The organism is Caulobacter sp. GW821-FHT10A10 (assembly GCF_059415745.1).
This window is the reverse complement of sequence record NZ_JBWKNV010000002.1, coordinates 744,880-768,844: the sequence shown is the minus strand read 5'-3', so window position 1 is coordinate 768,844 and position 23,965 is coordinate 744,880. Positions and strand designations below refer to the sequence as shown.

At 69.7% G+C, this 23,965-nt stretch carries 26 protein-coding genes, 1 other RNA gene and 1 pseudogene; 12 read left to right on the top strand and 16 right to left on the bottom strand.

Translation table 11 applies throughout. The annotated features are described in order from the left end of the window. Nucleotide 1: 1 nt before the first annotated feature. The 3 genes from AC07NS_RS08465 to AC07NS_RS08455 all read right to left on the bottom strand — a co-directional run bounded on the left by AC07NS_RS08465 (nucleotide 2) and on the right by AC07NS_RS08455 (nucleotide 1,897). Complete coding sequence (locus AC07NS_RS08465; RefSeq protein WP_494602700.1) at nucleotides 2-610, bottom strand: thioredoxin domain-containing protein; 609 nt, start codon at nucleotides 608-610, stop codon at nucleotides 2-4. A 2-nt stretch (nucleotides 611-612) separates the two neighbouring features. Continuing rightward, on the bottom strand, nucleotides 613-1,236 hold the full coding sequence (locus AC07NS_RS08460; protein ID WP_494602699.1) for a DsbA family protein: 624 nt from the start codon (nucleotides 1,234-1,236) through the stop codon (nucleotides 613-615). Nucleotides 1,237-1,345: 109 nt separating this feature from the next. Next, nucleotides 1,346-1,897, bottom strand: coding sequence for a DUF721 domain-containing protein (locus tag AC07NS_RS08455; RefSeq protein WP_494602698.1), 552 nt, complete (start codon nucleotides 1,895-1,897; stop codon nucleotides 1,346-1,348). Between the two features lie 62 nt (nucleotides 1,898-1,959). Here AC07NS_RS08455 and mutY point away from each other — a divergent pair, with 62 nt between their 5' ends. From mutY to AC07NS_RS08440, 3 genes and pseudogenes are all read left to right on the top strand, one after another. Beyond that, entirely contained in the window at nucleotides 1,960-3,012 is a 1,053-nt protein-coding gene (gene mutY / locus AC07NS_RS08450; protein WP_494602697.1) for an A/G-specific adenine glycosylase, read from the top strand. A gap of 253 nt (nucleotides 3,013-3,265) precedes the next feature. Then, the gene (locus tag AC07NS_RS08445; protein ID WP_494602696.1) at nucleotides 3,266-4,672 is read left to right on the top strand and encodes a glycoside hydrolase family 28 protein; all 1,407 of its coding nucleotides are present in this window, start codon (nucleotides 3,266-3,268) and stop codon (nucleotides 4,670-4,672) included. Between the two features lie 17 nt (nucleotides 4,673-4,689). Next, nucleotides 4,690-4,824 (top strand): annotated as a pseudogene (locus AC07NS_RS08440) (hypothetical protein); the annotation flags it as partial. Here the strand turns inward: AC07NS_RS08440 and AC07NS_RS08435 are convergent. The 3 genes from AC07NS_RS08435 to AC07NS_RS08425 form a co-directional block, all read right to left on the bottom strand. Beyond that, nucleotides 4,818-5,522 carry a DUF899 family protein gene (locus tag AC07NS_RS08435; protein WP_494602695.1) on the bottom strand — a complete coding sequence of 235 codons (705 nt, stop codon included), beginning with the start codon at nucleotides 5,520-5,522 and terminating at the stop codon, nucleotides 4,818-4,820. The pseudogene AC07NS_RS08440 and the gene AC07NS_RS08435 overlap by 7 nt on opposite strands. 243 nt (nucleotides 5,523-5,765) lie before the next feature. Further along, nucleotides 5,766-7,607 carry an arginine--tRNA ligase gene (gene argS / locus AC07NS_RS08430; RefSeq protein WP_494602694.1) on the bottom strand — a complete coding sequence of 614 codons (1,842 nt, stop codon included), beginning with the start codon at nucleotides 7,605-7,607 and terminating at the stop codon, nucleotides 5,766-5,768. Next, nucleotides 7,604-8,326 (bottom strand): Tat pathway signal sequence domain protein, encoded by a 723-nt coding sequence (locus AC07NS_RS08425; protein WP_494602693.1) that lies wholly within the window; start codon nucleotides 8,324-8,326, stop codon nucleotides 7,604-7,606. The genes argS and AC07NS_RS08425 overlap by 4 nt, the downstream gene beginning before the upstream one ends. Before the next feature lie 189 nt (nucleotides 8,327-8,515). Here AC07NS_RS08425 and ispH point away from each other — a divergent pair, with 189 nt between their 5' ends. The 3 genes from ispH (at nucleotide 8,516) to rnhA (ending at nucleotide 11,140) form a co-directional block, all read left to right on the top strand. Next, complete coding sequence (ispH, locus tag AC07NS_RS08420; protein ID WP_494602692.1) at nucleotides 8,516-9,478, top strand: 4-hydroxy-3-methylbut-2-enyl diphosphate reductase; 963 nt, start codon at nucleotides 8,516-8,518, stop codon at nucleotides 9,476-9,478. 242 nt (nucleotides 9,479-9,720) lie between these two features. Then, nucleotides 9,721-10,683 (top strand): homoserine kinase, encoded by a 963-nt coding sequence (gene thrB / locus AC07NS_RS08415; protein ID WP_494602691.1) that lies wholly within the window; start codon nucleotides 9,721-9,723, stop codon nucleotides 10,681-10,683. A gap of 10 nt (nucleotides 10,684-10,693) precedes the next feature. Beyond that, nucleotides 10,694-11,140, top strand: coding sequence for a ribonuclease HI (gene rnhA, locus AC07NS_RS08410; RefSeq protein WP_110120061.1), 447 nt, complete (start codon nucleotides 10,694-10,696; stop codon nucleotides 11,138-11,140). 10 nt (nucleotides 11,141-11,150) lie between these two features. Here the strand turns inward: rnhA and AC07NS_RS08405 are convergent, their stop codons facing one another. Continuing rightward, nucleotides 11,151-11,531 (bottom strand): hypothetical protein, encoded by a 381-nt coding sequence (locus AC07NS_RS08405; protein ID WP_494602690.1) that lies wholly within the window; start codon nucleotides 11,529-11,531, stop codon nucleotides 11,151-11,153. A gap of 138 nt (nucleotides 11,532-11,669) precedes the next feature. Between AC07NS_RS08405 and AC07NS_RS08400 the strand changes: the two genes are divergently transcribed. Beyond that, nucleotides 11,670-12,086: an MAPEG family protein gene (locus AC07NS_RS08400; RefSeq protein ID WP_494602689.1), complete on the top strand. Its 417-nt coding sequence runs from the start codon at nucleotides 11,670-11,672 to the stop codon at nucleotides 12,084-12,086. Nucleotides 12,087-12,431: 345 nt separating this feature from the next. On the opposite strand, the gene nudC is transcribed toward AC07NS_RS08400, so the two are convergent. Next, nucleotides 12,432-13,376 carry an NAD(+) diphosphatase gene (nudC, locus tag AC07NS_RS08395; RefSeq protein WP_110120064.1) on the bottom strand — a complete coding sequence of 315 codons (945 nt, stop codon included), beginning with the start codon at nucleotides 13,374-13,376 and terminating at the stop codon, nucleotides 12,432-12,434. 163 nt (nucleotides 13,377-13,539) lie between these two features. Between nudC and ffs the strand changes: the two genes are divergently transcribed. The 4 genes from ffs to recR all read left to right on the top strand — a co-directional run bounded on the left by ffs (nucleotide 13,540) and on the right by recR (nucleotide 16,636). Then, nucleotides 13,540-13,632, top strand: an RNA gene (ffs, locus tag AC07NS_RS08390) — signal recognition particle sRNA small type. A gap of 85 nt (nucleotides 13,633-13,717) precedes the next feature. Further along, nucleotides 13,718-15,550: a DNA polymerase III subunit gamma/tau gene (locus tag AC07NS_RS08385; RefSeq protein WP_494602688.1), complete on the top strand. Its 1,833-nt coding sequence runs from the start codon at nucleotides 13,718-13,720 to the stop codon at nucleotides 15,548-15,550. Nucleotides 15,551-15,697: 147 nt separating this feature from the next. Next, entirely contained in the window at nucleotides 15,698-16,027 is a 330-nt protein-coding gene (locus tag AC07NS_RS08380) for a YbaB/EbfC family nucleoid-associated protein (RefSeq protein WP_494602687.1), read from the top strand. Nucleotides 16,028-16,033: 6 nt separating this feature from the next. Then, nucleotides 16,034-16,636, top strand: a complete 603-nt coding sequence (recR, locus tag AC07NS_RS08375) for a recombination mediator RecR (protein ID WP_110120067.1) — start codon at nucleotides 16,034-16,036, stop codon at nucleotides 16,634-16,636. 209 nt (nucleotides 16,637-16,845) lie between these two features. Here the strand turns inward: recR and AC07NS_RS08370 are convergent, their stop codons facing one another. The 5 genes from AC07NS_RS08370 to AC07NS_RS08350 form a co-directional block, all read right to left on the bottom strand. After that, nucleotides 16,846-17,250: a hypothetical protein gene (locus AC07NS_RS08370; protein ID WP_494602686.1), complete on the bottom strand. Its 405-nt coding sequence runs from the start codon at nucleotides 17,248-17,250 to the stop codon at nucleotides 16,846-16,848. Further along, complete coding sequence (locus AC07NS_RS08365; RefSeq protein WP_494602685.1) at nucleotides 17,247-18,224, bottom strand: NADPH:quinone oxidoreductase family protein; 978 nt, start codon at nucleotides 18,222-18,224, stop codon at nucleotides 17,247-17,249. The genes AC07NS_RS08370 and AC07NS_RS08365 overlap by 4 nt, the downstream gene beginning before the upstream one ends. A gap of 142 nt (nucleotides 18,225-18,366) precedes the next feature. Next, a complete protein-coding gene (locus AC07NS_RS08360) occupies nucleotides 18,367-19,398 on the bottom strand; it encodes an alpha/beta hydrolase (protein WP_494602684.1) in 1,032 nt (343 codons plus the stop codon). A gap of 44 nt (nucleotides 19,399-19,442) precedes the next feature. Then, nucleotides 19,443-20,084 (bottom strand): TetR/AcrR family transcriptional regulator, encoded by a 642-nt coding sequence (locus AC07NS_RS08355; RefSeq protein WP_110120070.1) that lies wholly within the window; start codon nucleotides 20,082-20,084, stop codon nucleotides 19,443-19,445. Between the two features lie 209 nt (nucleotides 20,085-20,293). Beyond that, nucleotides 20,294-20,512 carry a hypothetical protein gene (locus tag AC07NS_RS08350; protein WP_494602683.1) on the bottom strand — a complete coding sequence of 73 codons (219 nt, stop codon included), beginning with the start codon at nucleotides 20,510-20,512 and terminating at the stop codon, nucleotides 20,294-20,296. A gap of 184 nt (nucleotides 20,513-20,696) precedes the next feature. On the opposite strand from AC07NS_RS08350, the gene AC07NS_RS08345 reads away from it, so the two are divergent. Next, nucleotides 20,697-21,686 carry an alpha/beta hydrolase gene (locus AC07NS_RS08345; protein WP_494602682.1) on the top strand — a complete coding sequence of 330 codons (990 nt, stop codon included), beginning with the start codon at nucleotides 20,697-20,699 and terminating at the stop codon, nucleotides 21,684-21,686. Nucleotides 21,687-21,851: 165 nt separating this feature from the next. Here AC07NS_RS08345 and proC read toward each other — a convergent pair whose 3' ends face one another. The 3 genes from proC to AC07NS_RS08330 form a co-directional block, all read right to left on the bottom strand. Then, nucleotides 21,852-22,634, bottom strand: coding sequence for a pyrroline-5-carboxylate reductase (gene proC / locus AC07NS_RS08340; RefSeq protein WP_494602681.1), 783 nt, complete (start codon nucleotides 22,632-22,634; stop codon nucleotides 21,852-21,854). Between the two features lie 257 nt (nucleotides 22,635-22,891). Continuing rightward, complete coding sequence (locus AC07NS_RS08335; RefSeq protein ID WP_110120074.1) at nucleotides 22,892-23,395, bottom strand: type III secretion system chaperone family protein; 504 nt, start codon at nucleotides 23,393-23,395, stop codon at nucleotides 22,892-22,894. A 131-nt stretch (nucleotides 23,396-23,526) separates the two neighbouring features. Beyond that, a complete protein-coding gene (locus AC07NS_RS08330; protein ID WP_494602680.1) occupies nucleotides 23,527-23,832 on the bottom strand; it encodes an accessory factor UbiK family protein in 306 nt (101 codons plus the stop codon). Nucleotides 23,833-23,965: the final 133 nt, after the last annotated feature.

The following is a 23,965-nucleotide window of genomic DNA, read 5'->3' as shown; positions in this document are numbered from 1 at the left end:
GCTAGCCCTTCAGGGCCTTGTCGACGGCCTTGGCCAGGTCTTCCACCGTCAGTTCGCCGACGAATTCCTCGCCGTTGATATAGAAGGTGGGCGTGGAGTTGATGCCGCGCTTGGCGGCCGCCTCGACGCGGGCGTTCAGCGCGGCGAGCGCGGCCTTGTCGTTGAGGGTCGCCTCCAGCTGCGCCTCGGTCAGGCCGAACCGCTTGGCCACGCCCAGCAGCCCGCCCCAGTAGTCGCCGGTCTGGAACATGTCGTGCTGGGCCGCGAAGATCGCCTCCACCGCCTCGAAATAGCGGGCCGGCGGCACGCGATTGGCCAGCAGGAAGCCCGCGCCGGCCAGGTCGGCGGGCGGGGTCAGGAACTCGCGGAACACCAGCTTGGCCTTGCCCGTGTCGATGTAGCGCTTCTTGATGGCCGGCATGATCTCGAGCGCGGTGTGGGCGCAGTGGCTGCAGCTCATCGAGGCGTACTCGACGATCTGCACCTTGGCCTTGACCAAGCCCATGACATGGTCGCCGGGCAGGGGCGGCATCTGGGCGGCGCGCGCCAGGCCGGGCATGGTCGCGACGGCCATGCCTGAAACGATCAGCGCGCGCCGGTCCAGGGTCATGCTTACTTGCTCGCCGCGGCGATGGCGGCGTCCAGCTGGGCCAGCGGGGCCTCGCCGCCCTCGTCGTTCAGCTTCTTGCCGTTGATGACGAAGGTCGGGGTGCCCTTGATGTCGGTTTCCTTGGAGTAGCGCTCGATGCGGTCGTTGAGCGCCTTCAGGGCCTTCTCGTCGCTGACGCAGGCGTCGAACTTGGCTTCGTCCAGGCCGGCCGACTGGGCGATGCGCAGCAGCACGTCGCGGTACTGACCGGTGGTGAACATCTCTTCCTGCGAGCGGTAGACCGAGTCCAGGACCGAGAAGTACTTGTCCTTGCCGGCGCAGCGGGCCAGCAGGAACGAGGCGGCGGCCACCTGCGGCGGGGCGGTCAGGAACTCGCGGTAGACGTAGTTCACCTTGCCGGTGTCGATGTACTTCTGCTTGAAGGCCGGGAAGACCTCCTCGTTCCAGCGGGCGCAGTGCACGCAGGAAGCCGAGGCGTACTCGATGACGGTGACCTTGGCGTTCGGGTTGCCCAGGCTCATGTCGTCGGCCGTGACGGCGCCGCCCGACTTGTTGCAGGCGGAAAGGCCGGCGACGCCGGCGACGAGGGCTGCGGCCAGCAGGATCCGGCGAAGGGGCGAGCGCATGGTCGGGTCTTCCTCGAACGTGAATAGTAGAGTTAAGCGCGATTCTTTATCGGCATGAAAATGGCGCGCTTGAGGCTTGGAGCGCATCAGCGTGAACGCGCGCAGGTTGTCAACTTTCGTTGCGCAGCACGCCTCGACCAAGCTTCAGCAGCGCCTCTTTCAGCAGCCCCTCGGGCTGGTCGGCCAGGCTGGAGGCCAGGTCGCGTTCCTGGGCGGCGTCGAGCGGCGGCTTGCGGCGCGGACGCGGCGGGGCTCCGGCTCCCCCCTGGGCCGCGACGCGCACCGGTCCCTGCACGATCCGCAGGCGGGTGACCGCGCCCTTGCCCAGCAGCAGGTCCAGGCGCTGGGTGATCTGCGGCGCCTGGTGCTGGATCAGCGAGGCCACGGGGCCGTCGACGCGCAGTTCCAGCGTGCCGCCCTCGCCGGTGCGGCTCTTGATGATGCGGACCGGCTCGGTGCGGCGGGCCAGGGTGTCGCCGACGATTTCCTTCCAGCGGGCCTGCAGCGCGCCCGGGCCCTGGCCGTACTTCTTGTCCAGTTCACGGATCAGCGGGGCCAGGCTCTTGCCGGCCGGCGGCGGCACGCGCATCGGCGGCCGGGTGCGGCGGCGCGACAGGATCTTCAGCGCTTCGTCGGCCGTGGGCAGCGTGCGGCGGTACATGCGCGAAAGCCTAGCACGCCCCCTCTCCCCTCGCGCGCGCGGATTTGCGATAGGAGGCGACAATGACCGACGTCGCCGCGATCCGCTCCGCACTTCTGGCCTGGTACGACCGCGAGGCCCGCGTCCTGCCCTGGCGAACCGGCCCCGCCGCCGGGCGCGTGGGGCTGCGCAGCGATCCTTACCGCGTCTGGCTGTCGGAGGTGATGCTGCAGCAGACCACCGTGCCGCACGCCACCCCCTACTTCCTGGCCTTCACCCAGCGCTGGCCCACGGTCGAGGCCCTGGCGGCCGAAGAGGACGGGCAACTGATGGGGGCCTGGGCGGGCCTTGGCTACTACGCCCGCGCCCGCAACCTGCTGGCTTGCGCCCGCGCGGTCGCCCATGACCACGGCGGCGTCTTTCCCGACACCGAAGAGGGCCTGCTGGCCCTGCCGGGGGTGGGCGCCTACACCGCCGCGGCCGTGGCCGCCATCGCCTTCGACCGCGAGGCCAATGTCGTCGACGGCAATGTCGAGCGGGTGATGGCCCGCCTCTTCGCGGTCGAGGCCCCCGTGCCCGACGCCAAACCGGAACTGAAGCGGCTGGCCGGCCTGCTGGTCACCGACGAGCGCCCCGGCGACTGGGCCCAGGCGCTGATGGATCTGGGCGCCACGATCTGCAAGCCCAAGGCCCCGCTGTGCGACCGCTGCCCGGTCGAGACCTTCTGCGAGGCTCGGTCCAAGGGCGCGCCCGAGACCTATCCCCGCAAGACCAAGAAGGCCGACCGACCGCGCCGTCACGGCGTGGCCTATGTGGTCAGCCGCCGAGGCGAAACGGCCCTGGTGCGGCGTCCGGACAAGGGCCTGCTGGGCGGCATGCTGGGCCTGCCGACCTCCGACTGGCGAGATCGTCCGTGGTCGGACGATGAGGCGATCCGCGTCGCGCCGATCCTGGCGCCGTGGCGAGATCTGGGCGCCGTCGAGCACGTCTTCACCCACTTCTCCCTGACCCTGCGCGTGCTGGTCACCGAGGCCGACGTCGCCGGCGACTTCGTCTGGACCCCGCACGAGGGGCTGTCGGCGCTGCCGAGCGTGTTCCTGAAGGCGGCCCGGGCCGGGCTGGAGCGTCTGGTCTAGATCCCTCTCCCCTTGCGGGAGAGGGTGGCCCGCGAAGCGGGTCGGGTGAGGGGTCGAAAGCCCTGTCCGCTTCGAAAGCGGAACGACCGGACGCGGCGTCTTGCTTTTGAGAGACCCCTCATCCGTCGGCCTTCGGCCGCCACCTTCTCCCGCAAGGGGAGAAGGATAAGTTCTCAAATATTGACTTCACATCCCATCATGCGAGCAATGCGTTGAACGGGTGCGTGCGACGCCCGGCTCTGGGAGACGCGGCATGGGCATCCACCTTCCGACCCGACGGACGGCGCTGGCGGCCGGATTCGCCGCGCCGCTGATCCCGGGCCTCGCCCTCGCCAGGCCCTTCCCCCACAAGCTGACCCGCCCGACCGCGCCGTTCGACATGCCCAGCATCGGCGTGCCCGACTTCTCCAGCGCCCGGCGTTTCCCGATCACCGACTTCGGCGCCGACCAGGGCGACCAGGGCAAGACCAGCGCCGCCATCGCCGCGGCGATCACGGCCGCCAACGCCGCCGGCGCGGGCGTGGTGGTGATCCCGGACGGAATCTGGCCGACCGGCAAGGTGCACCTGAAGAGCAACGTCGCCCTGCACCTGGCCAAGGGCGCGACCCTGCTGTTCTCGGAAAAGCCCGCCGACTACCTGCCGCCGGTCCAGACGACGTGGGAGGGCCTGGAGTGCTGGAACTACTCGCCGCTGGTCTACGCCTTCGACTGCGAGAATGTGGCGATCACCGGCCCCGGCAAGCTCAAGGCCAAACTGAACGTCTGGAAGGTCTGGTACGCGCGGCCCAAGCCGCACATGGACGCCCTGGTCGCGCTCTATCACAAGGCCGCCAAGGGCGAGCCGGTGAGCGGGCGCCAGATGGCGGCCGGCGAGGCCAACCTTCGCCCGCAGTTCGTCCAGTTCAACCGCTGCCGCCACGTGCTGATCGAGGACGTCAGCATCGAGGACAGCCCCTTCTGGGTGGTCCACCCGTTCCTCTGCACCGACGTCGTCATCCGCCGGGTGAAGATCCGCGCCCACGGCCACAACAACGACGGCGTCGATCCGGAGATGAGCCAGAACGTGCTGATCGAGGACTGCGTCTTCGACCAGGGCGACGACGCGGTGTCGGTGAAGTCGGGCCGCGACCAGGACGCCTGGCGCCTGGGCGTTCCCACCCGCAACGTCGTCATGCGCGACTGCCGGATCAAGAACGGCCACCAGTTGCTGGCGGTCGGCAGCGAGCTTTCGGCCGGGATCGAGAACGTCTTCGTCGACAACTGCCACTTCACCGGCGACGGGAAGGGCGAGGACGGCTGGGCCGTGCCGATCGCCAACCTGATGTTCGTCAAGACCAACGAGCGACGCGGCGGCTTCGTCCGCAACATCCACATGACCAATGTCAGCGCCACGAAGATCGCCGGCAGCGTGCTCGCGGTGGACACCGACGTCCTCTACCAGTGGCGCACCCTGGTCCCGACCTACGAGCGGCGGCTGACGGCGATCGAAGGGCTGCGGGTTTCGAACGTGCGGGTCGAGGAAGCCGGATCGCTCTGCCGCATCAAGGGCGAGAAAGACCTGCCGGTCCGCGACGTGCGCCTGCGCAAGGCAGCGGTGGGCAGGACCCGGGAGGAGCCGGTGAAGACCGAGAACGTCGAAGGGTTCGACTACCGGGCCTGAGCCGCCCTCTCCATCGTCATCCCGGCCGCAGCGAAGCGGAGAGCCGGGACCCAGGAGCCGGCGCAGTGCGGTCGCCCCTGGGTCCCGGGTCTACGGCGCTACGCGCCTACGCCCGGGATGACGGACCGGGTGTCGGCCTAGGCCTTCAGTAATCCAGCTTCGGATACCACTCCGGCGGCCGGCCCTCGGGCGTGCTGTCGAGCACCATCCACAGCGGAGCGGGATCGGGGGCGCCGCGCGGATCCTGGCCCGGATCGGCGGTCTCGCCGGCCATCTCGCCCGACCAGAAGTGGCGGATCGTCCCGTCGCGGCGGGAGAAGACGTTGAAGGCCGGGATCTCCGAGCCGTCGGGCAGCACGCCGAAATAGTCGCGCGAATAGTCGCCGGTCAGGTCGGTGTAGAGCCGCAGGTTCCTCCAGCCGCGCTCGCGCTTCCAGGCCAGCAGCTTGTCGAGCGGCGATCGGGCCACGACCGCCAGCGACAGCTGCTGGTCGATATCGGCGGCGTTGCCCTCCCACGCGCCCAAAAGGTTGGTGCACATCGGGCAGGGCCGCTCGCGCTGTGGGCCGAACATGTAGGAGTAGACGGCCAAGGTCGGCTTGTCGCGGAACAGGCCGGCGAAGTCGACCTCGCCTTCCTCGCCCTGGAACCGGTAGTCGCCGGTCACCGGCCCGCCCGGCGGCAGCGCCCGGCGCTGGGCGGCGACCCGCTCGATATGGCGGCGCAGCTCGATCTCTTCGGCCAGCAAGGCCGTGCGGGCGGCGCGATACTCGGCGCTCTCGTTGGGGATCCGCACCGGATTGGCGCGGGCGAGCAGGGCGGCGGAGGTCAGGGTCGCGGCGTCATCCATGGCGGTCCTCCCGGTGGCGCGGGCAGAGGACGCCGGAGAACGGTGGTTTGCAAGCGGCGCCGCGACTTCCTTCTCCCCTTGCGGGAGAAGGTGGCGGCCGAAGGCCGACGGATGAGGGGTCGCACAAACGAAAAACGCCGCGACGGCCGATCGGCTGTCGCGGCGTCTGATTTTTGCGAGACCCCTCACCCGACCCCGCTCCGCGGGGCCACCCTCTCCCGCAAGGGGAGAGGGGCGCGGTCATCACATCCGTTCCGGCGCGTCGATGCCCAGCAGGTCGAGCGCCAGCTCCAGCTGCTTCAGAGCCGTCTGAGCCAGGGTCAGGCGCGAGGCGCGCACGGCCGGATCGTCGGCGCCCAGGATCGGGCAGGCGGCGTAGAACTTCGAGAAGCCCTGGGCCAGCTTGTAGGCGTGCTCGGCCACGAAGTTGGGGGCCTTCTTGTCGTAGGCCTCCGACAGCGCGCCCTCGAAGGCGTCCAGCAGCAGGGTGAGATCCCGTTCGGCCGGTTCGGCCACGATCACCGGCCCCGCCTTGGCGGCCTGATCGGCGGCCTTGCGCAGGATGCTCTTGATACGGACGGCCTGGAACAGCAGGTACGCACCGGTCTTGCCCTCGAAGCTGGTGAAGCGATCGAGGTCGAAGACGTAGGAGGTGCCCCGGAAGTTCTGCAGGTCGGCGAACTTCAGGGCCGCGATACCGATCTTGTGGGCGATGTCCTCGAAGGCTTCCGGCGACAGCTCAGATCCGAGGCCGGCTTCGCGCAGGCGCTCGCGGGCCTTTTCACGGGCCATCTCGATCAGGTCGTGCAGTTTCAGCACGCCGCCGGCGCGGGTCTTGAACGGCTTGCCGTCGGCGCCGTTCATGGTGCCGAAGCCGATGTGCTCCAGGCCGCCCGGCTGGGCGTAGCCGGCCAGGTAGGCGGCGCGGAACACCTGCTCGAAGTGGTCGGCCTGACGCTGGTCCACACAGTAGAGGATCAGATGCGGGTCGAACGACTGGCGGCGATCCAGGATCGTGGCCAGGTCGGTCGTGCCGTACATGGCCGAGCCTTCCGAAGAGACCACCAGCAGCGGATCGGGGCTTTCGACCTCGATCACCGAGCCGTCGGGCAGCTTCTTCTTCTTGGTCTCGCCGGGACGGGCCACGCGGACGATGCGGGCGCCCTGGTCCTCGACCAGCAGGCCCTTGTCCTCCAGCTGGCGCACCATCGGCGCGATCAGCGGATCGGCGTCGCTCTCGCCCTTCCACAGGTCGAAGTCGACGCCCAGGGCATGGAACTCGCGTTCCAGGGCCACGCGGCTGACCTCGACGAAGTGCTTCCACAGCAGGCGGTAGCCGAAGCGGCCGTTCTGCAGGTCGGCCGTCGCCTTGCGGGCGCGGTCACGATAGTCGGTGTCTTCCTTGGCGCGCGCGGCGGCGGCCGGATACAGGCGGTCGAGGTCGGCCAGGGTCACCCGGCCGGCGAACTCGGCGCGCACCTTGGCCTCGTCGGCGGCGGTGAAGTCGCGCGGGGCATCCGGCAGCTTCTCCATCAGGGCGGCGATGAAGGCGTCCTCGTCCGCCACCGCGGTGATGAGCAGGCCCATCTGGAAGCCCCAGTCGCCGAAGTGGGCGTCGCCCACCACCTGGTCGCCGCGGAAGCGGTACAGGCGCTTGATCGACTCGCCGATGATCGAGGCCCGCAGGTGGCCCACGTGCATCGGCTTGGCCACGTTGGGGCCGGCGTAGTCGACCAGCACCCGGCGCGGATCGGCCAGCAGGCTGGCGCCGGCGCGCGGGTCGGCGGCGATCTGGTCGGCGCGCTCGGCCAGGGCCGAGGGGCTGACGCGCATGTTGATGAAGCCGACGCCGGCGATCTCGACCGAGGCCAGGCGCGGATCGGCCTTCAGCTGGTCGACCACCTGGACGGCGATCTCGCGGGGGTTACGCTTGGCGCTCTTGGCCGCCGCGAGGGCGCCGTTGCACTGGAAGTCGGCAAGGTCGGGCCGGTCGGACGCCGTGACGCGCCCGAAGTCGGGAGACAGTCCGGCGGCCTGGAAAGCGGCCGCGGCCGCCTCGCTCAAGGACCGCTTCAAATCGTTCATTGCTTAGGAGGAGTCCCTGCTTGCTGGGCCTGGGCGGTCTGGCCGGCGTTGACCCGGAAGCGCTTGCCGTCGCGGTTGAAGGCGGCCATTTCCGGGGTGACGTCGAAGCCGATCAGGACCTCGAAATTGCTGCCGCTCGTCTTGATGTCGGCGCGCGGGATGGTGATGGTCTGCAGATTTTCGGTGGCGTAGACGCGGTCGCCGCCGGCCGGGAAGGTGACGGGCAGGTCGAAATATTCCTTGGCCAGCACGTCCTTGTTGCGCTCGGTCACGGCCACCCAATAGCGGTAGGTCTTGCGCGGCTCGGTCGCTTCGGGGCCACGGCCCAGGGCGAACAGCACCTCGACCTGCATGCGGATCGGCTCGTCGTTCTTGTAGGCGCAACCCGAGGACACGCCCTGGATCTCGCCGGTGTAGCCGGCGGCGGCGCTGCTTTCCTTGCCGCCCTTGAACTCGACATAGCGGCTGGCGTCGTACAGCACCTTCACGAAGGGGCACGGGCCGGCGTTGCGCAGCTGGGCCAGCGGAGCCTTGGGCTGGTTCCACTCCTCGTCGCGCTTCTTCTTCTTGCCGCCGTCGTCGTCGCCGCCCTGACCACCGCCGCCGGGGCCGCCCTGGCCGCCCATGCCTCCGCCCATCTGGGCGTGAGCGCTCATGGCGGTCATGGCGAACGACAGGGCCATCGTGGCGCTGAGGGCGACGGAAAGCGTGCGGCGCATGAAACGTCCGGTTCGAGAAGGATTGCCAGTTCGGGAGGTGCCCCAGCCGGCGTCATGCAGCCTGATAAAGGCATATGCGTGACCTCGCAACGTGCTCGCGTTTCACGCCTGACGTCAAACGTCCGCGTCGGGCATGCTCGCGTCACGGATCTCTGGCGCCGAAGGCCTCGAACGCTTAGGTTCCGCGCCATGAGCACCGCCGCGCCGACCCGTCCCAAGCTTCGCCTTTTCCTGGCCAGCCCGCGCGGTTTCTGCGCGGGGGTGGACCGCGCCATCCAGATCGTCGAGCGGGCGATCGAGAAGTTCGGCGCGCCGGTCTATGTGCGCCACGAGATCGTCCACAACCGCCACGTGGTCGACCGCCTGAAGGCCCTGGGCGCGATCTTCATCGAGGAACTGGACGAGGCGCCCGACGACCGCCCGGTGGTGTTCTCGGCCCACGGCGTGCCGAAATCCGTGCCGGCCGAGGCCAAGTCGCGCCAGATGATCTATCTCGACGCCACCTGCCCGCTGGTCTCCAAGGTCCATGTCGAGGCCCAGAAGCACTTCGACAACGGCCGCGAGATCGTGCTGATCGGCCACGCCGGCCACCCCGAGGTGGTGGGCACCATGGGCCAGCTGCCCGAGGGCACGGTGACCCTGATCGAGGACATCGACGACGCCCGGGCCTGGCAGCCGCAGGACGCCTCGAACGTGGCCTTCCTGACCCAGACCACCCTGTCGGTCGACGACACCGCCGACATCGTCGCCATGCTCAAGCAGCGCTTCCCGACCATCGCCGCCCCGCACAAGGAAGACATCTGCTACGCCACCACCAACCGCCAGGACGCGGTGAAGATGCTGGCCGAGGCCTCGGACCTGATCCTGGTGGTCGGCTCGCGCAACTCGTCCAACTCGGTGCGCCTGAAGGAAGTGGGCCTGAAGGCCGGCGCCAAGGCCGCCTATCTGATCGACGACGCCTCGGGCCTGGAGTGGAGCTGGTTCGAGGGCGTGGAAAGCATCGGCCTGACGGCCGGCGCCTCGGCCCCGGAAGACCTGGTGCAGGGCGTCATCGACGCCATCAGCGGCCATTTCGACCTGGAGATCGAGGAACTGGTCGAAGCCCGCGAGACGGTGACCTTCAAGCTGCCCAGACTGCTGACGACGGCGTAAAAACGCCCTCTCTCTGAGAGAGAGGGAGGGACCCGCCGCGAAGCGGTGGGAGGGTGAGAGGTTTCACCCTTGGCAGGCATATCCTCAATCAAAGCGCTGGCCGAGCCGCCGCGCTTTGTCAGGCGAGTTTGTTACCTCTCACCCTCCCACGCCTTCGGCGCGGGCCCCGCCCTCTCTCAAAGAGAGAGGGATTCTAAGAGCCCCCGCTTGACCGCCAGCGCGCGGCGCCGCATCCCGCCGCCATGGCCGTCTATACCGACATCACCGACCAAGAGCTCGAAGCCTTCCTGGCCGAGTACGACCTGGGCGCCCCGCTGGCGTTCAAGGGCATCGCCGAGGGCGTGGAGAACTCCAACTTCCTGCTGGAAACGGAGACCGGCCGCTACATCCTGACGGTCTACGAGCGCCGCGCGCGGCCCGAGGACCTGCCCTATTTCCTCGACCTGCTGGGCTGGCTGGCCGACCGCGGCTATCCTTCCGCGCGTCCGGTGGCCGACAAGGCGGGCCGTAACCTCAAGACCCTGCGCGGCAAGCCGGCCGCCATCGTCGACTTCCTGCCGGGCCTGTCGGTGCGCAAGCCCACTCCGGCCCATTGCCGCGAAGCCGGCGAGGGCCTGGCCTGGCTGCACCTGGCCGGCGAAGGCTATGCCGGCCGTCGCGCCAACGACCTTGGCCAGCCGCACTGGGCCCCGCTGTTCGCCAAGCACCGCCAGGCCGCCGAGGACCTGAAGCCGGGCCTGTCAGCCGTGATCGACAAGGACCTGGCCGAGCTGGCCCTGGCCTGGCCGCGTAACCTGCCGACCGGCACGATCCACGCCGACTATTTCCCCGACAACGTCTTCTTCAGGACCGACGGCAAGTTCGCGGCGACCATCGACTTCTACTTCGCCTGCGACGACGCCTACGCCTACGACATCGCCGTGACCCTGAACGCCTGGTGCTTCGAGGCCGACGGCAGCTTCAACGTCACCGCCGCCCGGGCCCTGATCGCCGGCTACGAGCGCCGCCGTCCGCTGAGCCCGGCCGAGCGCGACGCCCTGCCGATCCTGGCGCGCGGCGCGGCCGTCCGCTTCTTCCTGACGCGCCTGGCCGACTGGAACGCCACGCCCGCCGGCGCCCTGGTGCGCCCGAAGGACCCGCTGGAATACGAGCGCAAACTGGCCGTCCACCGCGAGGGTCTGTCGCTGTTCGGGTCGGCCCAGTGAGGATTGGTCTGTGACCCCAAAGCTGATCATCTATACCGACGGCGCCTGCCGCGGGAATCCGGGCCCCGGCGGCTGGGGCGCGGTGCTGATGTACGGCGACAAGCGCAAGGAAATCTGCGGCGGCGACCTGGCCACGACCAACAACCGCATGGAGCTGATGGGCGCGATCATGGCGCTCGAGGCCCTCAATCGCCCGACCAAGGCCGAGCTGCACACCGACAGCCAGTACGTGATGAAGGGCGTCACCCAGTGGATCCATGGCTGGAAGGCCAAGGGCTGGAAGACCGCCGACAAGAGCCCGGTCAAGAACGTCGACCTGTGGCAGCGCCTCGACGCCGCCCGCCTGCGCCACGAGATTGACTGGCGCTGGGTCAAGGGCCACGCCGGCCACGAGCACAACGAACGCGCCGACGAACTGGCCCGCCGGGGCATGGAAGAGACGCTGAAGAAGCGCTGACCGGCCGGCGCTACCTGTTGCGCTTGTCCCATTCGTCGCGGGCGAACTTGTAGATGCAGCTCTCGGCCATCGCGTTCCGGAGCTCGGGCGGGGCGGTCTCGAAGGCCCGGCGTGTCTGAGCCGCCAGGTCGTCCTGTTCACCCCTGGACTTGCCTTCGCTCGCCGCCGTCTCTTCGGCCGAGCGGGCCGCCTCGGCGCCGACCCGCTTCCAGAGGACGCCGGCGCTTTCGAGTTCGGCCAATTGGGCCGGATCGTTCCGGGCCGCGCGTTTGAGCGTCTTCATGTCCTTGGCCGCCTGCTGGGCGAGACCCACGCAGGCGATCGACCCGGCGAAGTCAGGCGGCTCGGCCTGCCCGCCCAGGAGCGCGACGAAAAGCAGTCCGATCAGCATCGGCTTCCTCCACCAGAAGCTGTGAGCCTAGCCTCGCAACCATCATCGCGCCAATACGCCGTCCGTAAGGTCACGCTTCAAATACCGCCGGTCCGCCAATAGCCTGTTTCCATGACAATCGCCTGGGGAGGCAACGCCATGAATACGATGATCGCGCCGGTGCTGGCGCTGGTGAGCTGGTCGCTGCTGATGTGGCTGTGGATGTACGCCCAGCGCCTGCCGGCCATGACCAAGGCCGGGATCAAGCCGCAGGACGCGCGGTTTCCAGGCTCGCTCACGGGCCTGCCCGACGCCGCCCGGCAGGCGGCCGACAACTACAACCACCTGATGGAGCAGCCGACGATCTTCTACGCGGCGGCCTTGGCGATCGCCGTGGCGGGCCATGCGGACGGGGCGTCGGTGGGGCTGGCCTGGGCCTATGTAGGCCTGCGGGTGCTGCACAGCCTGATCCAGGCCAGCATCAACATCGTGCTGGCGCGGTTCGCGGTGTTTTCGCTGAGCACGATCGTGCTGGGGGCGATGGTCGTGCGGGAGTGGGTGCGGTTGCTGGGCTGAGCCGCGCCAAGACCACCGGAACGCAATTTTCTTATCCCGTCATTCCCGCCCTTGTGGCGGGAACCCCTGGTTCCGCTTGCACGTGAAGTTCAAGCGACGTGCTCAGCACGTCGCCTCAATCGCACCTGCGGCTGACAGAGGGGTTCCCGCCACAAGGGCGGGAATGACGGGAGAAAAGTGGGGGCCGTGCGTTGACCAAGCACGCCATCGGCTATCGATCAGGAGGCGGCCCCCATAGGAGCCGCCATGATCGTCGAAGACCTTCAACAGATCTATTGGACCATCCTCATCGGCCACGCGTTCTGGCGCTTCGTTTCGGACTTCAGATCGAAGCGCTAGAAGCCCTCAGTCCTCGCTCTCGCACCACGTCTTGATCAGCTGATGAGCGATCGCCAGCGTCGGCGGGGCGAAGGCGTCTTCGATCTCTCCGCGGATCAAGGCCTTGGCCTCGTCCTTGTCGAACCAGCGGACAGCTTCCAGCTCGGTCTGGTCGGGGGCGGCCTGGTCGCTGTCGACCTCGGCGATCAGCCCCATCATCAGCGAGGCGGGGAACGGCCAGGGCTGGCTGGAGTGGTAGCGGACCTTGGTGGCGACGAGGCCCGCCTCTTCCTTCAGCTCGCGGGCGCAGGCCTCCTCGATGGTCTCGCCGGGCTCGATGAAGCCGGCCAGGGCCGAGAACATGCCTTGCGGCCAGGCCGCCTGACGGCCCAGCAGGCACTTGCCGCCGTGCACGGCCAGCATGATCGCCACCGGGTCGGTGCGCGGAAAGTGCTCGGCGTGGCAGGCCGGGCAGATGCGCTTCCAGCCGCCGTCGGCGATGTCGCTCTTCTGGCCGCAGTTGGCGCAGAACGGATGCTTGCGCCGCCACTCGAACATCGACTTGGCGGTGCCCAGGATACCGGCGTCGGGCGCGGGCAAGGTGGCGGCCGCGCCGCGCAGTTCCTCGAACCGGCCCAGGCCCTGCAGGGCGCCCTCCGCCGGATCGGCCGCGCCCTCCAGGTCGACGGCGAAGACCGCGATGTCCTTCCACAGGCCCATGAACAGCAGGCGCTCGTCGGTGCCGGCCAGTTCCTTGGCCATGTCGGCGCGCAGATAGGCGATCTGGACGCCGCCCGGCTCATCATCAGCCCCCGGCGCGTCCTCGACCAGGACCTTGCCGTTCCAGACGGCCACGGCCAGCGACTGGGCGTCGTCGAGCTTCTCGGCGATCCAGCTAGCGTCGCCTCGACGCTCGCTGGCGCGGTCCAGCGGATTCCCGGCGAAGATGTTGACGATCTCGGATAGCGGCATGGGCGAATCTGTAGCCCAGCGACGCGGAGTCGTCACCGCCTGCCGTTAAGGCTTTTCGCCCACCGGAAACCGCCGCCTTCATAGCCCGTGACGCACATCTCTGCGGCATGCGACGCTCTGGGCGCTTGCATATCGGTCGATGAGTCGCGATATACCCCCTCGGAGATCGGCGACGGACGATGGCCTCGCCAACCTGGTCAGGGCCGAGAGGCAGCAGCCACAACGAGATCACCCTCGGGTCGTCTGCCGGTCTCCACCTTATTCCCCGAAATCGTCAGCATCCACGCCAGCGAGCGCGCGCGAGCCTTTTGCGCACGGCGCCGACGCTCTAGACTGCGCCCATGGCCGACCACGACCTCACGCCCGAATCCGCCCCGCCCTGGGACGAGCCCGCCTTCGAACGCGAAGAGGCGCCCGAGCGCGACGAGAACACGGCCGACATCTTCGGTGAAGCGCCCGCGCCGGTCGCCAAAGAAAAGCCCCTGCCCGAGCCCGAACCGGAAGAGCCCGGCGCGGCCTACACCGTGCTGGCCCGAAAGTACCGCCCGCGCACCTTCGAGGACCTGATCGGCCAAGAGGCTATGGTCCGCACCCTGGCCAATGCGTTCTCGACCGGCCGCATCGCCCACGCCTTCATGCTCACCGGCGTCCGCGGGGTCGGCAAGACCACGACCGCCCGCCTGCTGGCGCGCGCGCTGAACTACGAGAGCGACACCGTCCACGGCCCCAGCGTCGACCTGACCACCGAGGGCCGGCACTGCCGCGCCATCATCGAGGGCCGGCACATGGACGTGCTGGAGCTCGACGCCGCCAGCCGCACCAAGGTCGATGAGATGCGCGAGCTGCTGGACGGGGTGCGCTACGCCCCGGTCGAGGCGCGCTACAAGGTCTACATCATCGACGAAGTGCACATGCTGTCGACGGCGGCCTTCAACGCCCTGCTGAAGACGCTGGAAGAGCCGCCGCCGCACGCCAAGTTCATCTTCGCCACCACCGAGATCCGAAAAGTTCCGGTGACGATCCTGTCGCGCACCCAGCGCTTCGACCTGCGTCGGATCGAGCCGGACGTGCTGGCCAAGCACTTCGACCGCATCTCGCAGAAGGAAGGGGCGCGGATCGATCCCGACGCTCTCGCCTTGATCGCCCGCGCCGCCGAGGGCTCGGCCCGCGACGGCCTTTCCCTCCTGGACCAGGCCATCGTCCAGACCGAGCGCGGCCAGACGGTCACCGCCGCCGTCGTGCGCGACATGCTGGGCCTGGCCGACCGCAGCCAGACCATCGCTCTCTTCGAACAGGTGATGAGCGGCAAGCCGGGCGAGGCCCTGACCACCTTCCGCCAGCTGTGGGGCTTCGGCGCCGATCCGGTGGTGGTGATGCTCGACCTGCTCGACCACTGCCACGCCTCTTCGGTCGCCAAGGCCCTGGGGCCGGACGCCCTGTCGATGCCCAAGGAGCAGGCCGCGCGCCTGACCTCGGTCGGCGCCCAGACCAGCGCCGGAACCATGGCCCGCCTGTGGCAGATGCTGCTCAAGGCCCATGACGAGGTGCGCCGCGCGCCCGACGCCATGGCCGCCGCCGAGATGGCCATCATCCGCCTGTGCTACGCCGCCGACCTGCCGGGTCCGGAGGATGCGCTGAAGGCCCTGCGCGACGGCGGCAATCCGGGCGGTCCGGGCGGCGGCGTCGCCGTGGGCGGTGGAGCCGCGCCTGGCGGCGCGGTCTCGGCCGCGCCGCGGGCCATGGCCGCCGTCGGCGCGGCGCCGGCCGCGCCCGTGCTGGCCTCGTTCGACGACGTGCTGAAGCTGATCGCCGAGAAGCGCGACATCGGGCTTCGGCTCGACGTCGAGCAGTATGTCCGGCCGATCAGCTTCCGCCCCGGCGCCATCACCTTCGAGGCCGCCCCCGGCGCCCCCGGCAACCTGGCCGGCCGCCTGGTGCGCGCCCTGAAGGAATGGACCGGCCAGCCCTGGCTGATCGCCGCCGAGGGCGGCGGCGGGGCCGAGAGCCTGATGGAGCGCCAGAAGCGCGAGGAGCGCGAGGCCCTGGCGGCCATCCGGGCCGATCCGTTCGTGGCCTCGGTGCTCAGCGCCTTCCCGGGCACGGAGATCGTCGAGATCCGCAAGGTCTTCGCCCCCGAACCCGCGCCGATCGAGCCGGACGAAGTCGAGGACTGATTTTCTCCCTTCCCCCTGGAGGGGGGAAGGGTCGGGGATGGGGGTGGAAACGCTTCCGGATGCGGCTCGGCCGCCCCGCCAAGGACGCCACCCCACCCCTGCCCCTCTCCCCTCCAGGGGGAGGGAACTCAAAGCGAGGAGCAGACCATGAAAGACCTCAGCGGCCTGATGAAGCAGGCCCAGGCCATGCAGCAGAAACTGGCCGAAGCCCAGGCCCGCGTCGCCGAGATCAGCGTCGAGGGCACTTCGGGCGGCGGCATGGTCACCGTCACCCTGGCCGGCTCGGGCGAGTTGACCAAGGTCGTGCTCGACGAGAGCCTGATCGAGCCGGGCGAAGGCGAAGTCATCGCCGACCTTATCGTCGCCGCCCACGCCGACGCCAAGAAGAAGCTCGACGCCAAGCAGGCCCAGCTGATGCAGGAGGCCGCCGGCCCGATGGCCGGCATGATGGGCGGCTTTCCGGGCATGAAGTTCTAAAGGCTGATGGCCGCCTCCGCCGGACCCGAGATCGAGCGCCTGATCGCCCTGCTGTCGAAGCTGCCGGGCCTTGGACCGCGCTCGGGCCGGCGGGCGGCGCTGGCCCTGCTGAAGAAGCGCGACACCCTGCTGGCGCCGCTGGCGGCCGCCATGGCCGAGGCGCAGGCGAAGGTGAAGACCTGCTCGACCTGCGGCTCGCTGGACACCACCAATCCCTGCGCCGTGTGCTCGGACGGAACCCGCGACGTGCGCCTGCTGTGCGTGGTCGAGGAGGTGGGCTCGGTGTGGGCGATGGAACGCGGCGGCTCGTTCAAGGGCCGCTACCACGTGCTGGGCGGCCTGCTGTCGGCGCTGGACGGCGTCGGTCCGGAAACCCTGCGGGTGGGTGAACTGCTGGCCCGCGTCTCCAGCGGCGAGGTCGCCGAGGTGATCCTGGCCCTGCCCGCCACGGTCGACGGCCAGACCACCGCCCACTACCTCGCCGATCGGCTCGCTCAGACAAATGTGCCGGTGACCATGCTGGCGCGGGGCGTGCCGGTGGGCGGAGATTTGGATTGGCTGGACGATGGGACCATCGCCCAGGCGCTGCGGGCGAGAAGGCCGGCCTGAATGTACCTTCTCCCATAGGGAGAAGGAGGGGTCCGCGCCGAAGGCGTGGGAGGATGAGGGGTTACACCCTCAAAGAATATCCCTGAAAAGCTGCGCAAACAGGTCAGCGGGTAGACGGCCGACGCCTTACCCCACCACCCTCCCACGCCTACGGCGCGGGCCCCTCCCTCTCCCCATGGGAGAGGTGTTTCAGGGCATGGCAGAGGCGTTCACGACGAAACGACCACCTCAACCCGGCGCAGCACCACCCGCTCGCCCGGCGCGAGATCCGGGACGTCCGGATAGTCTGCGTGGAACAGCGACCGCTCGACCAGCCGCCCTGCGGCTTCGTGGTCGCGGATCAGCACACGACCTTCCGCCAGCCCCGACAGCAGCTCCGCCGCCGTCATGGAGACGCTGTAGCCCCGGGCATCAGCGAACATGACGTCGCCGTGCGTGTGCCATTCGCCGCCGGCGAAACCGATCAGGCCGCCGTCCTCGTCGGTCTCGAAGCAGAGAACCACACCGGCGCCGAGATCGACTTCCAGGCGCGCCGCCTCCGGGCGTTTGGTCGGAAAGCCCAGGTCGGCGACCAGGCCGGCCAGGGCGTCGAGATCATAGGTCGGCGTGGTCATGGAACGATCACCGCCTTGCCCACCACCCGCCGCTCCGCCAGCAGGTCGAACGCCTCGCGCCAGCGGTCCAGCGGAACCTCGGCGTGCACGTGGGGGCGGATCGTTCCGGCGTCGGCCATGGCCCAGACGGCGGCCTGGTCTTCCGCCCCGCGCTCGGGGAACTGGCGACCGTATTCGCCGGCCCGCACGCCCATCACCGAGATTCCCTTGATCAGCGGAATATTAGCCGAGACGGTCGGGATCCGCCCCGAGGTGAAGCCGATCACCAAGAGGCGCCCATCGAAGGCCAGGCAGCGCAGGCTCTCGTCGAAGACGTCGCCGCCCACGGGATCGTAGACCACGTCCACCCCGCGCCCGCCGGTGATCGCCTTGACCTGATCACGGAAGCCGCCAGTGACGTTGACGGTCGCGTCAGGTGCGTAGAGGCGGGCGACCTGCGCCAGCTTGTCGTCCGAGGCCGATGCCGCGATCACCCGCGCGCCCATGGCTTTCGCCAGATCCACCGCCGCCAGCCCCACGCCGCCGGCCGCGCCGTGCACCAGCACCCATTCGCCGGGCTGCAGGTTCGCCCGCCGCACCAGCGCCACCTGGGCCGTCAGATAGGCCGCGCCGTAGGACGCCGCCTCGCCGAACGACAGCCGCGCGGGCTTGGGCTTCAGGGCCTTGGCCGGAACGGCGATGTATTCGGCGAAGGCTCCCGTGCGCGCGCCGCCGACCATCGCCGCGCCGATCTCCAGGCCTGAAACGCCCTCGCCCAGTCCAGCGACCTCGCCGGCGAAGTCGAGGCCGGGCGTGAACGGCAGGGGCGGCTTCAGCTGGTACTCGCCGCGGGTCATCAGCAGATCGGGGAAGTTGACACTGGCGGCCTTGATCCGGACCAGCGCCTCGCCGGGTCCGGGCGCAGGGGTCGGAACCTCGCGGACAGCGCAGCCGGCGAAGTTCTCGGCCAGCGCGTCAACGACGAGCGCCTTCACTCTCCCTTCCCCCTCGATGGGGGAAGGGCCGGGGATGGGGGTGACCACGGCGGTTCAGCCCCACTGTGCGTAGAGACGACGGCGCAACGGACAGGCCGCTCCACCCCCATCCCACCCCTTCCCCCATCAAGGGGGAAGGGTTTCACCGGGAAATCTCCGCCCGCACCAGCGCCGCGATCTCGCGGCAGGCCGCGTCCGCCGCCGGCACCGCGCCCGTGAAGGCCGTGAACCCGTGCGCCAGGCTGTCGTAGCAGCGGTAGACGGTCGGCACGCCGGCGGCGATCAGGCGCTTGGCGTAGGCCTCGCCCTGGTCGACCAGGGGGTCGAAGCCGGCGGTGACGATGATGGCCGGCGCCAAGCCCGACAGGTCCTGCGTCTTGTCCGGCGACAGCCGCGGGTCGGCCGGGTCGGCTTCCGGGCCCATGTAGTGGGCCATGAACCACTCCATGATCGGCCGGCTCAAGGGATAGGTGTCGGCGTAGAGGCTCATCGACGGCGTCTCGCTGGCCACGTCGACGGCGGGATAGATCAGCAGCTGGAAAGCCGGCTGGGCCTCGCCCGTACGCTTCATCTCCTGAGCCAGCACGGCCGAGAAATTACCGCCCATGCTGTCGCCGCCGATCGCCGCGACGCCCGGGGCCGCGCCGAAGCGGGCGGCGTTGTCGCGGCCCCAGCGATAGGCGGCCAGCACGTCGTCCAGACCGGCCGGGAAGCGATGGTCCGGGGCCAGGCGATAGTCGACCGACAGCACGGCGGTCTTGGCGATGCGCGCCAGGATCCCGCAGAAGGCGTGGCAGGTCTCCAGGTCCCCGATCACCCCGCCGCCGAAGTGGGCGAAGACGATCAGCGGCGCGGCGCTGTCCTGTTCGGCGGGACGATAGGCCCGCAGGGGGATCTGGCCGCCGGGACCGTCGATGCTGAGGCTCTCGGTGCGCACGCCCGGCTCGGGCGGCCCCGACACCGCCGCCAGACCCTTGGCGCTGGCGGCGCGGGCTTCTTCCGGGGCCAGGGTGGTCATCGACGGCAGGCCCTGGGCCGCATGGGCGAAGAACTGGAAGCGCGGGTCGAGCGTCCGCCCGCCGCGATAGACCACGCCCCCGCCGCTCAGCGCCCGCAGGATCGGGGTCGGCAGCGACAGGATCGTCTTGAGGACCAGCTTCTGGACGTCGGCCATTCGGGGGCTCTTTTCTTCTGGAGGTCGGGAGAAAGGGTCGGCCGCTAGGGCCTGGGCAGGGCCGGCAGGCCGCCGAGGATCAGGCCGACCGCGAAGGCCGTGGCCCCCTGCGTGTCCATCGGTCGGCGCTCCAGCATCTTGTCGCCGACCTCGCGGGCCACGGCGATGCAGGCGGCGGTCAGGTAGTCGAGGTCGACGGGCGGGGCGTGCTCGCGCTCCAGCACCCGCTCGAAGGCCTCGCGCACCTCGGCGAACACGGCGGTGACCTCGGGCGTCGAGCGCACCTGCGGATGGGTCTCGCCGGCCGGGCGGTTGACCCGCCAGGTCTCGTGCTCGGCGGCCAGGAAGTCGAAATAGGCCCGCATGGCCCCGCGCAGGAACGAGGCGAAGTCGGTCGCCTTCTCGAACTCCACGCGCAGCAGCGGCCGAAAGCGTCGCGCCCCGTCGTCGGCGAGGGCGTCGAACACCTCCTCCTTGGACTTGTAGTAGTTGTAGAAGGTGCCCGAGGCCAAACCGGTCAGGCGGATGATGTCGCGCACCGTGGCCCCGTCATAGCCCAACTCGCCGAACACCTGACGGGCCGCGTCGAGAATGGCCTGGCGGTTGGCGGTCTTGGTGCGCTCGCGCTTGCCCGGGCGATTGTCCTCGCGCGGCGGCATGGCGGGGAAATAAGCGATGTTCGACATCGATGAGCGCGACTCCCAGCGGCGTCGATGACGCCCCGTCAGGATTTGATCCCCGTTCCGGGCGCGGAGCAAGAGGCGATGAAAGATCCTCCCCCGAAGGGGGTGGTGGCCCGGAGGGCCGGAGGGGGAAGTCGGTGCGGGCTAGAAAGCCCCCTTCCCTCTCCGTCGCCTTCGGCGACACCTCTCCCTTCAGGGAGAGGGTCCCATTTCTAGTTCCCCGTCGGCCGGACGAAGCTGGCCGCGCAGCGCACGTTGCAGCGCGACCACTCGCTGGGGCAGCTGTCGTCGTCGGCGTTGGCGCGGCAGAAATAGTAGGTCTTGGCGCAGGCGGCCTTGCAGGCAGGCACGTCGCGCTCGGGCGGCTTGGGCGAAAACAGCGGCGGAAGCGGCGCGGGCGTGGCCGTTTCGGCCGCGGGTGCGGTTGTCACAGAAGCAGGCGATTTCGCGCTCGTCTGCGCCCCGGCCGAAGAGGCCAGGGCGGCGACCAGAAGCAAGGCTGAGAGAGCGCGACGCATGCCGGCGAGTCTAGGGATTGATCCGCCCGAAGGAAACCGCGCCGAGAAGCCGCACCAGCCCCTCGACGAACGCCGCCGCGCCCCTACATTGAGAGCCATGCTCAAGCACGCCGGACGCGCCCTTGCCGCCTTCACCCTGCTCTATGTTTCCTTCGTCGCGGCAGGCGGCGTGATGGCCGGGGTAGGCTCCAAGCCGCCGCGCGGCGCCCAGGTCGACATCGGCGAGGGCCGCACCCTGCGCCTGGTCTGCGAGGGCGAAGCCCGGGCCGACCGTCCGACCGTCTGGCTCGAGGCCGGGGCCTTCGGCTTCGCCGCCGACTGGGGCGCCACCCAGGACGCCCTGGCGGCCGCCGGCTGGCGCGCCTGCGCCTACGACCGCGCCGGCATGGGCTATTCCCCGCCCGGCCCCGCCCCCCGCGACGGCCTGGCCATCGTCACCGACTTCGAGAAGCTGGTCGCCGCCTCCGGCGAGAAGGGTCCGTTCATCCTGGTCGGCCACTCGATGGCCGGCCTGCGCCTGCGCGAATACGCCGGCCGCAATCCCAGCCAGGTGGCCGGTCTCGTCCTGGTCGACGCCGCCACGCCCGAGGCCGCGCAGCTCCGACGGGCCAAGAGCTTCATCAACTCGTTCGTCTTCGTCTCGAAGGCGGCGGCGCTGGGGGCCTCGGCGGGGCTCTACAAGCCGCTGGTCTATACCCCCCTGGGCGACAAGATCGGCCTGCCGCCCGACGCCAAGGCCGAGAAACGCTGGGGCTTCGCCAACGGCCGCCACAACCGCACCTCGGCCGCCGAGGTCGAGCTGTGGGCCGAGTCCTCTGCCCAGGCCGCCGCCGAACCGCCCTTCGCGCCCGAATGGCCGGTGGCAGTGGTCACCGCCGGACCGCGCGCCGGCGATCGCGTGCAATGGAAGGACATGCAGGCCGCCCCGGCCAAGGCCTCGCAGCACGGCTATGTCGACCACGTGGCCGGCGCCAGCCACACCCGCCTGCTGGGCGGCGAGTTCGCCGACCACATCGTGCGGGCCGTGGAGTTCGTGGCGGCGGAACGGGGCAAGCCGGCCGCGGCGCTGGTGGACGTGACAAAATAACCCTTCTCCCCTTGCGGGAGAAGGTGGCGGCGAAGCCGACGGATGAGGGATCTCTCAGACATGAGACGCCCCGCCCAGCTTAGTCGGCGCATGAGGCTTTGAGGTCTGAGAGACCCCTCACCCGACCTCCTTCGGAGGCCACCCTCTCCCGCAAGGGGAGAGGGATCAGGAGCCCAGCTCTTCCGAGCGCTTCACCGCCGCGTCCAGCGCGCGCGGCAGCAGATCCCCGAAACCGCCCTCGCCCATCAGCACCGACAGCGCCGCGGCCGTGGTGCCGCCGGGCGAGGTGACCTGTTTACGCAGTTCGGCCGGCTCTTCGCCGCCCTGGGCCAGCAGGGCCGAAGCGCCGGCGATGGTGGCGCGGGCGAGGCGGGCGCTGTCCTCCGGCGTCAGGCCCTGACCGGCGCCGGCCGCTTCCAGGGCCTCGATGAAGGCGTAGAGATAGGCCGGGGCCGAGCCGGAGACGGCGGTCGCCGCGTGCATCAGCTGCTCGTCGGCCAGCTCGACCGTCGCCGCGACGGGGGCGAACAGGGCCTTGGCGGCTTCGAGCGCTTCGGGCGTGTCGGCGTAGAGGCTGGCCGCGCCCTGGCCGATGGCCACGGCCGTGGTCGGCATCACCCGCGCCACCCGCCTGCCGCCGAAGACCTCGGCGATGTCGGCCGCGCGCACGCCGGCGGCGATCGAGACGATGATGGCGTCGGGCGCCAAGTGGGCGACCACGTCCTTGACCGCCTCGCGCCAGATCTGCGGCTTGACCGCCAGCAGCACGACCTTGGCGGCGGAGAGCGCTTCGAGCGGTGGGTTCACCAGCGCGCCGGGGAAGCCCTCGGCGGTCGCCGCCGGGTCGCGGACGATCAGGTCGGCCGCCCCGAAGGCCCCGGTCTTGCGCCAGCCCTCGATCAGGGCGCCGCCCATGCGGCCCGCGCCGAGCAGAAGGATGGGGGTCATGGGCGAAGCTCCCGCGTCACAGTGTGCGCTGGGCGCTTAGCGCGGCTGGGCGGCGGCGTCACCTTTTTGGTGAGGCGGTCACGTGTTTGGTGAAGGTCGTAGCGGTCGGCTCACTCCTCCCTCGCGAAGCGGGGGAGGTGGCGCGGCGCTATCAGCGCCGTGACGGAGGGGGCGAGGGACGAAGCGCCGAGCGCGCGGCCGCCCCCTCCACCACTTCGTGGTCCCCCTCCCCCGTTTCACGAGGGAGGAGAAGGGGATCAGGCCTGACCCACGGTCTCGAACATGCAGGCGGCCATGGCCTGGTCGGGGGTCTTGGCGCCGTGCAGCAGGAAGTCGAAGGCCGGATAGAAGCGGTCGGCGGCTTCGACCGCCGCGTCGATCATCGAGGCGGCCTGGGCCATGGTCGGGCGCTCGCCCGAGGGCAGGGCCAGGGCGTGGCGGAAGACCACCTCGCCGTCATCGGTCCAGACCTCGAAGTGGCCCAGCCAGACACGCTGGTTGATCATCGACAGCAGCTCGTAGGCCGCCGGGCGTTTGGTCTTGGAGGCGCGCAGGTCCAGCGACAGGCAGAGCTGCAGGCAGTCGGCCTCGGGCCGCCAGGCGAACCACAGTTCGTAATCCTTCCAGTCGCCGGTCAGGGCGAAGGCGAGATCGCCATCCTCCGTCCGGTCGAAGGTCAGGTTTTCCGCCGCCAGCACGTGCTCGACCACCTCGAGGGGATCCAGCGCCAGCAGGACGTCGTCGTCGGGTTGGGTGTCCATCAGAACCTTTGGCCCCCAGGGGCGATGACGGGCGTGGGACCCGCCGGGTGTCGCCCACGAGAATGGAGTCTAAGCTGCTTCGCGCGTTTCGCCACAACAGCGTTCACGCTCCAAGCGAGCAAAAAGCGTGCTTATTCGCCCTTCCCGGAAGTTCCGTCCGCCTTCGGAGCGGTCTTCTTCGCAGCCTTGGGGGCGGCTTTCGGAGCTTCGGCGGCGGTTTTTTCGGCCTTCAGGGCGGCCACTTCGGCTTGCAGGGCCACGACCTGGGCCTTCAGGGCCTCGAGGTCGTCGCGACGCACGAGATCCAGTTCGGCCGCCCAGCGGTCAGCCTGCGAGCGGAAGGCGGTCTTGGCTTCGTCGCCCGCGGTCTGGGCGATGCCCATGGCGGCCTGGGTGAACTTGGCGAACTCGTCGAGGAAAGGGTTCTGGCTGTGCATCGTCGTTCCGGGAGGGCGCAAATCGCCCGACGTCCTTTATATGGTGAGCGGGGGATGAAAGCGAACTGGTAACCCGCTATCGCATTTCTCCTGGTCGCGCGTCGGCCGGCGAAACCGCTTACACTTTCGCCTG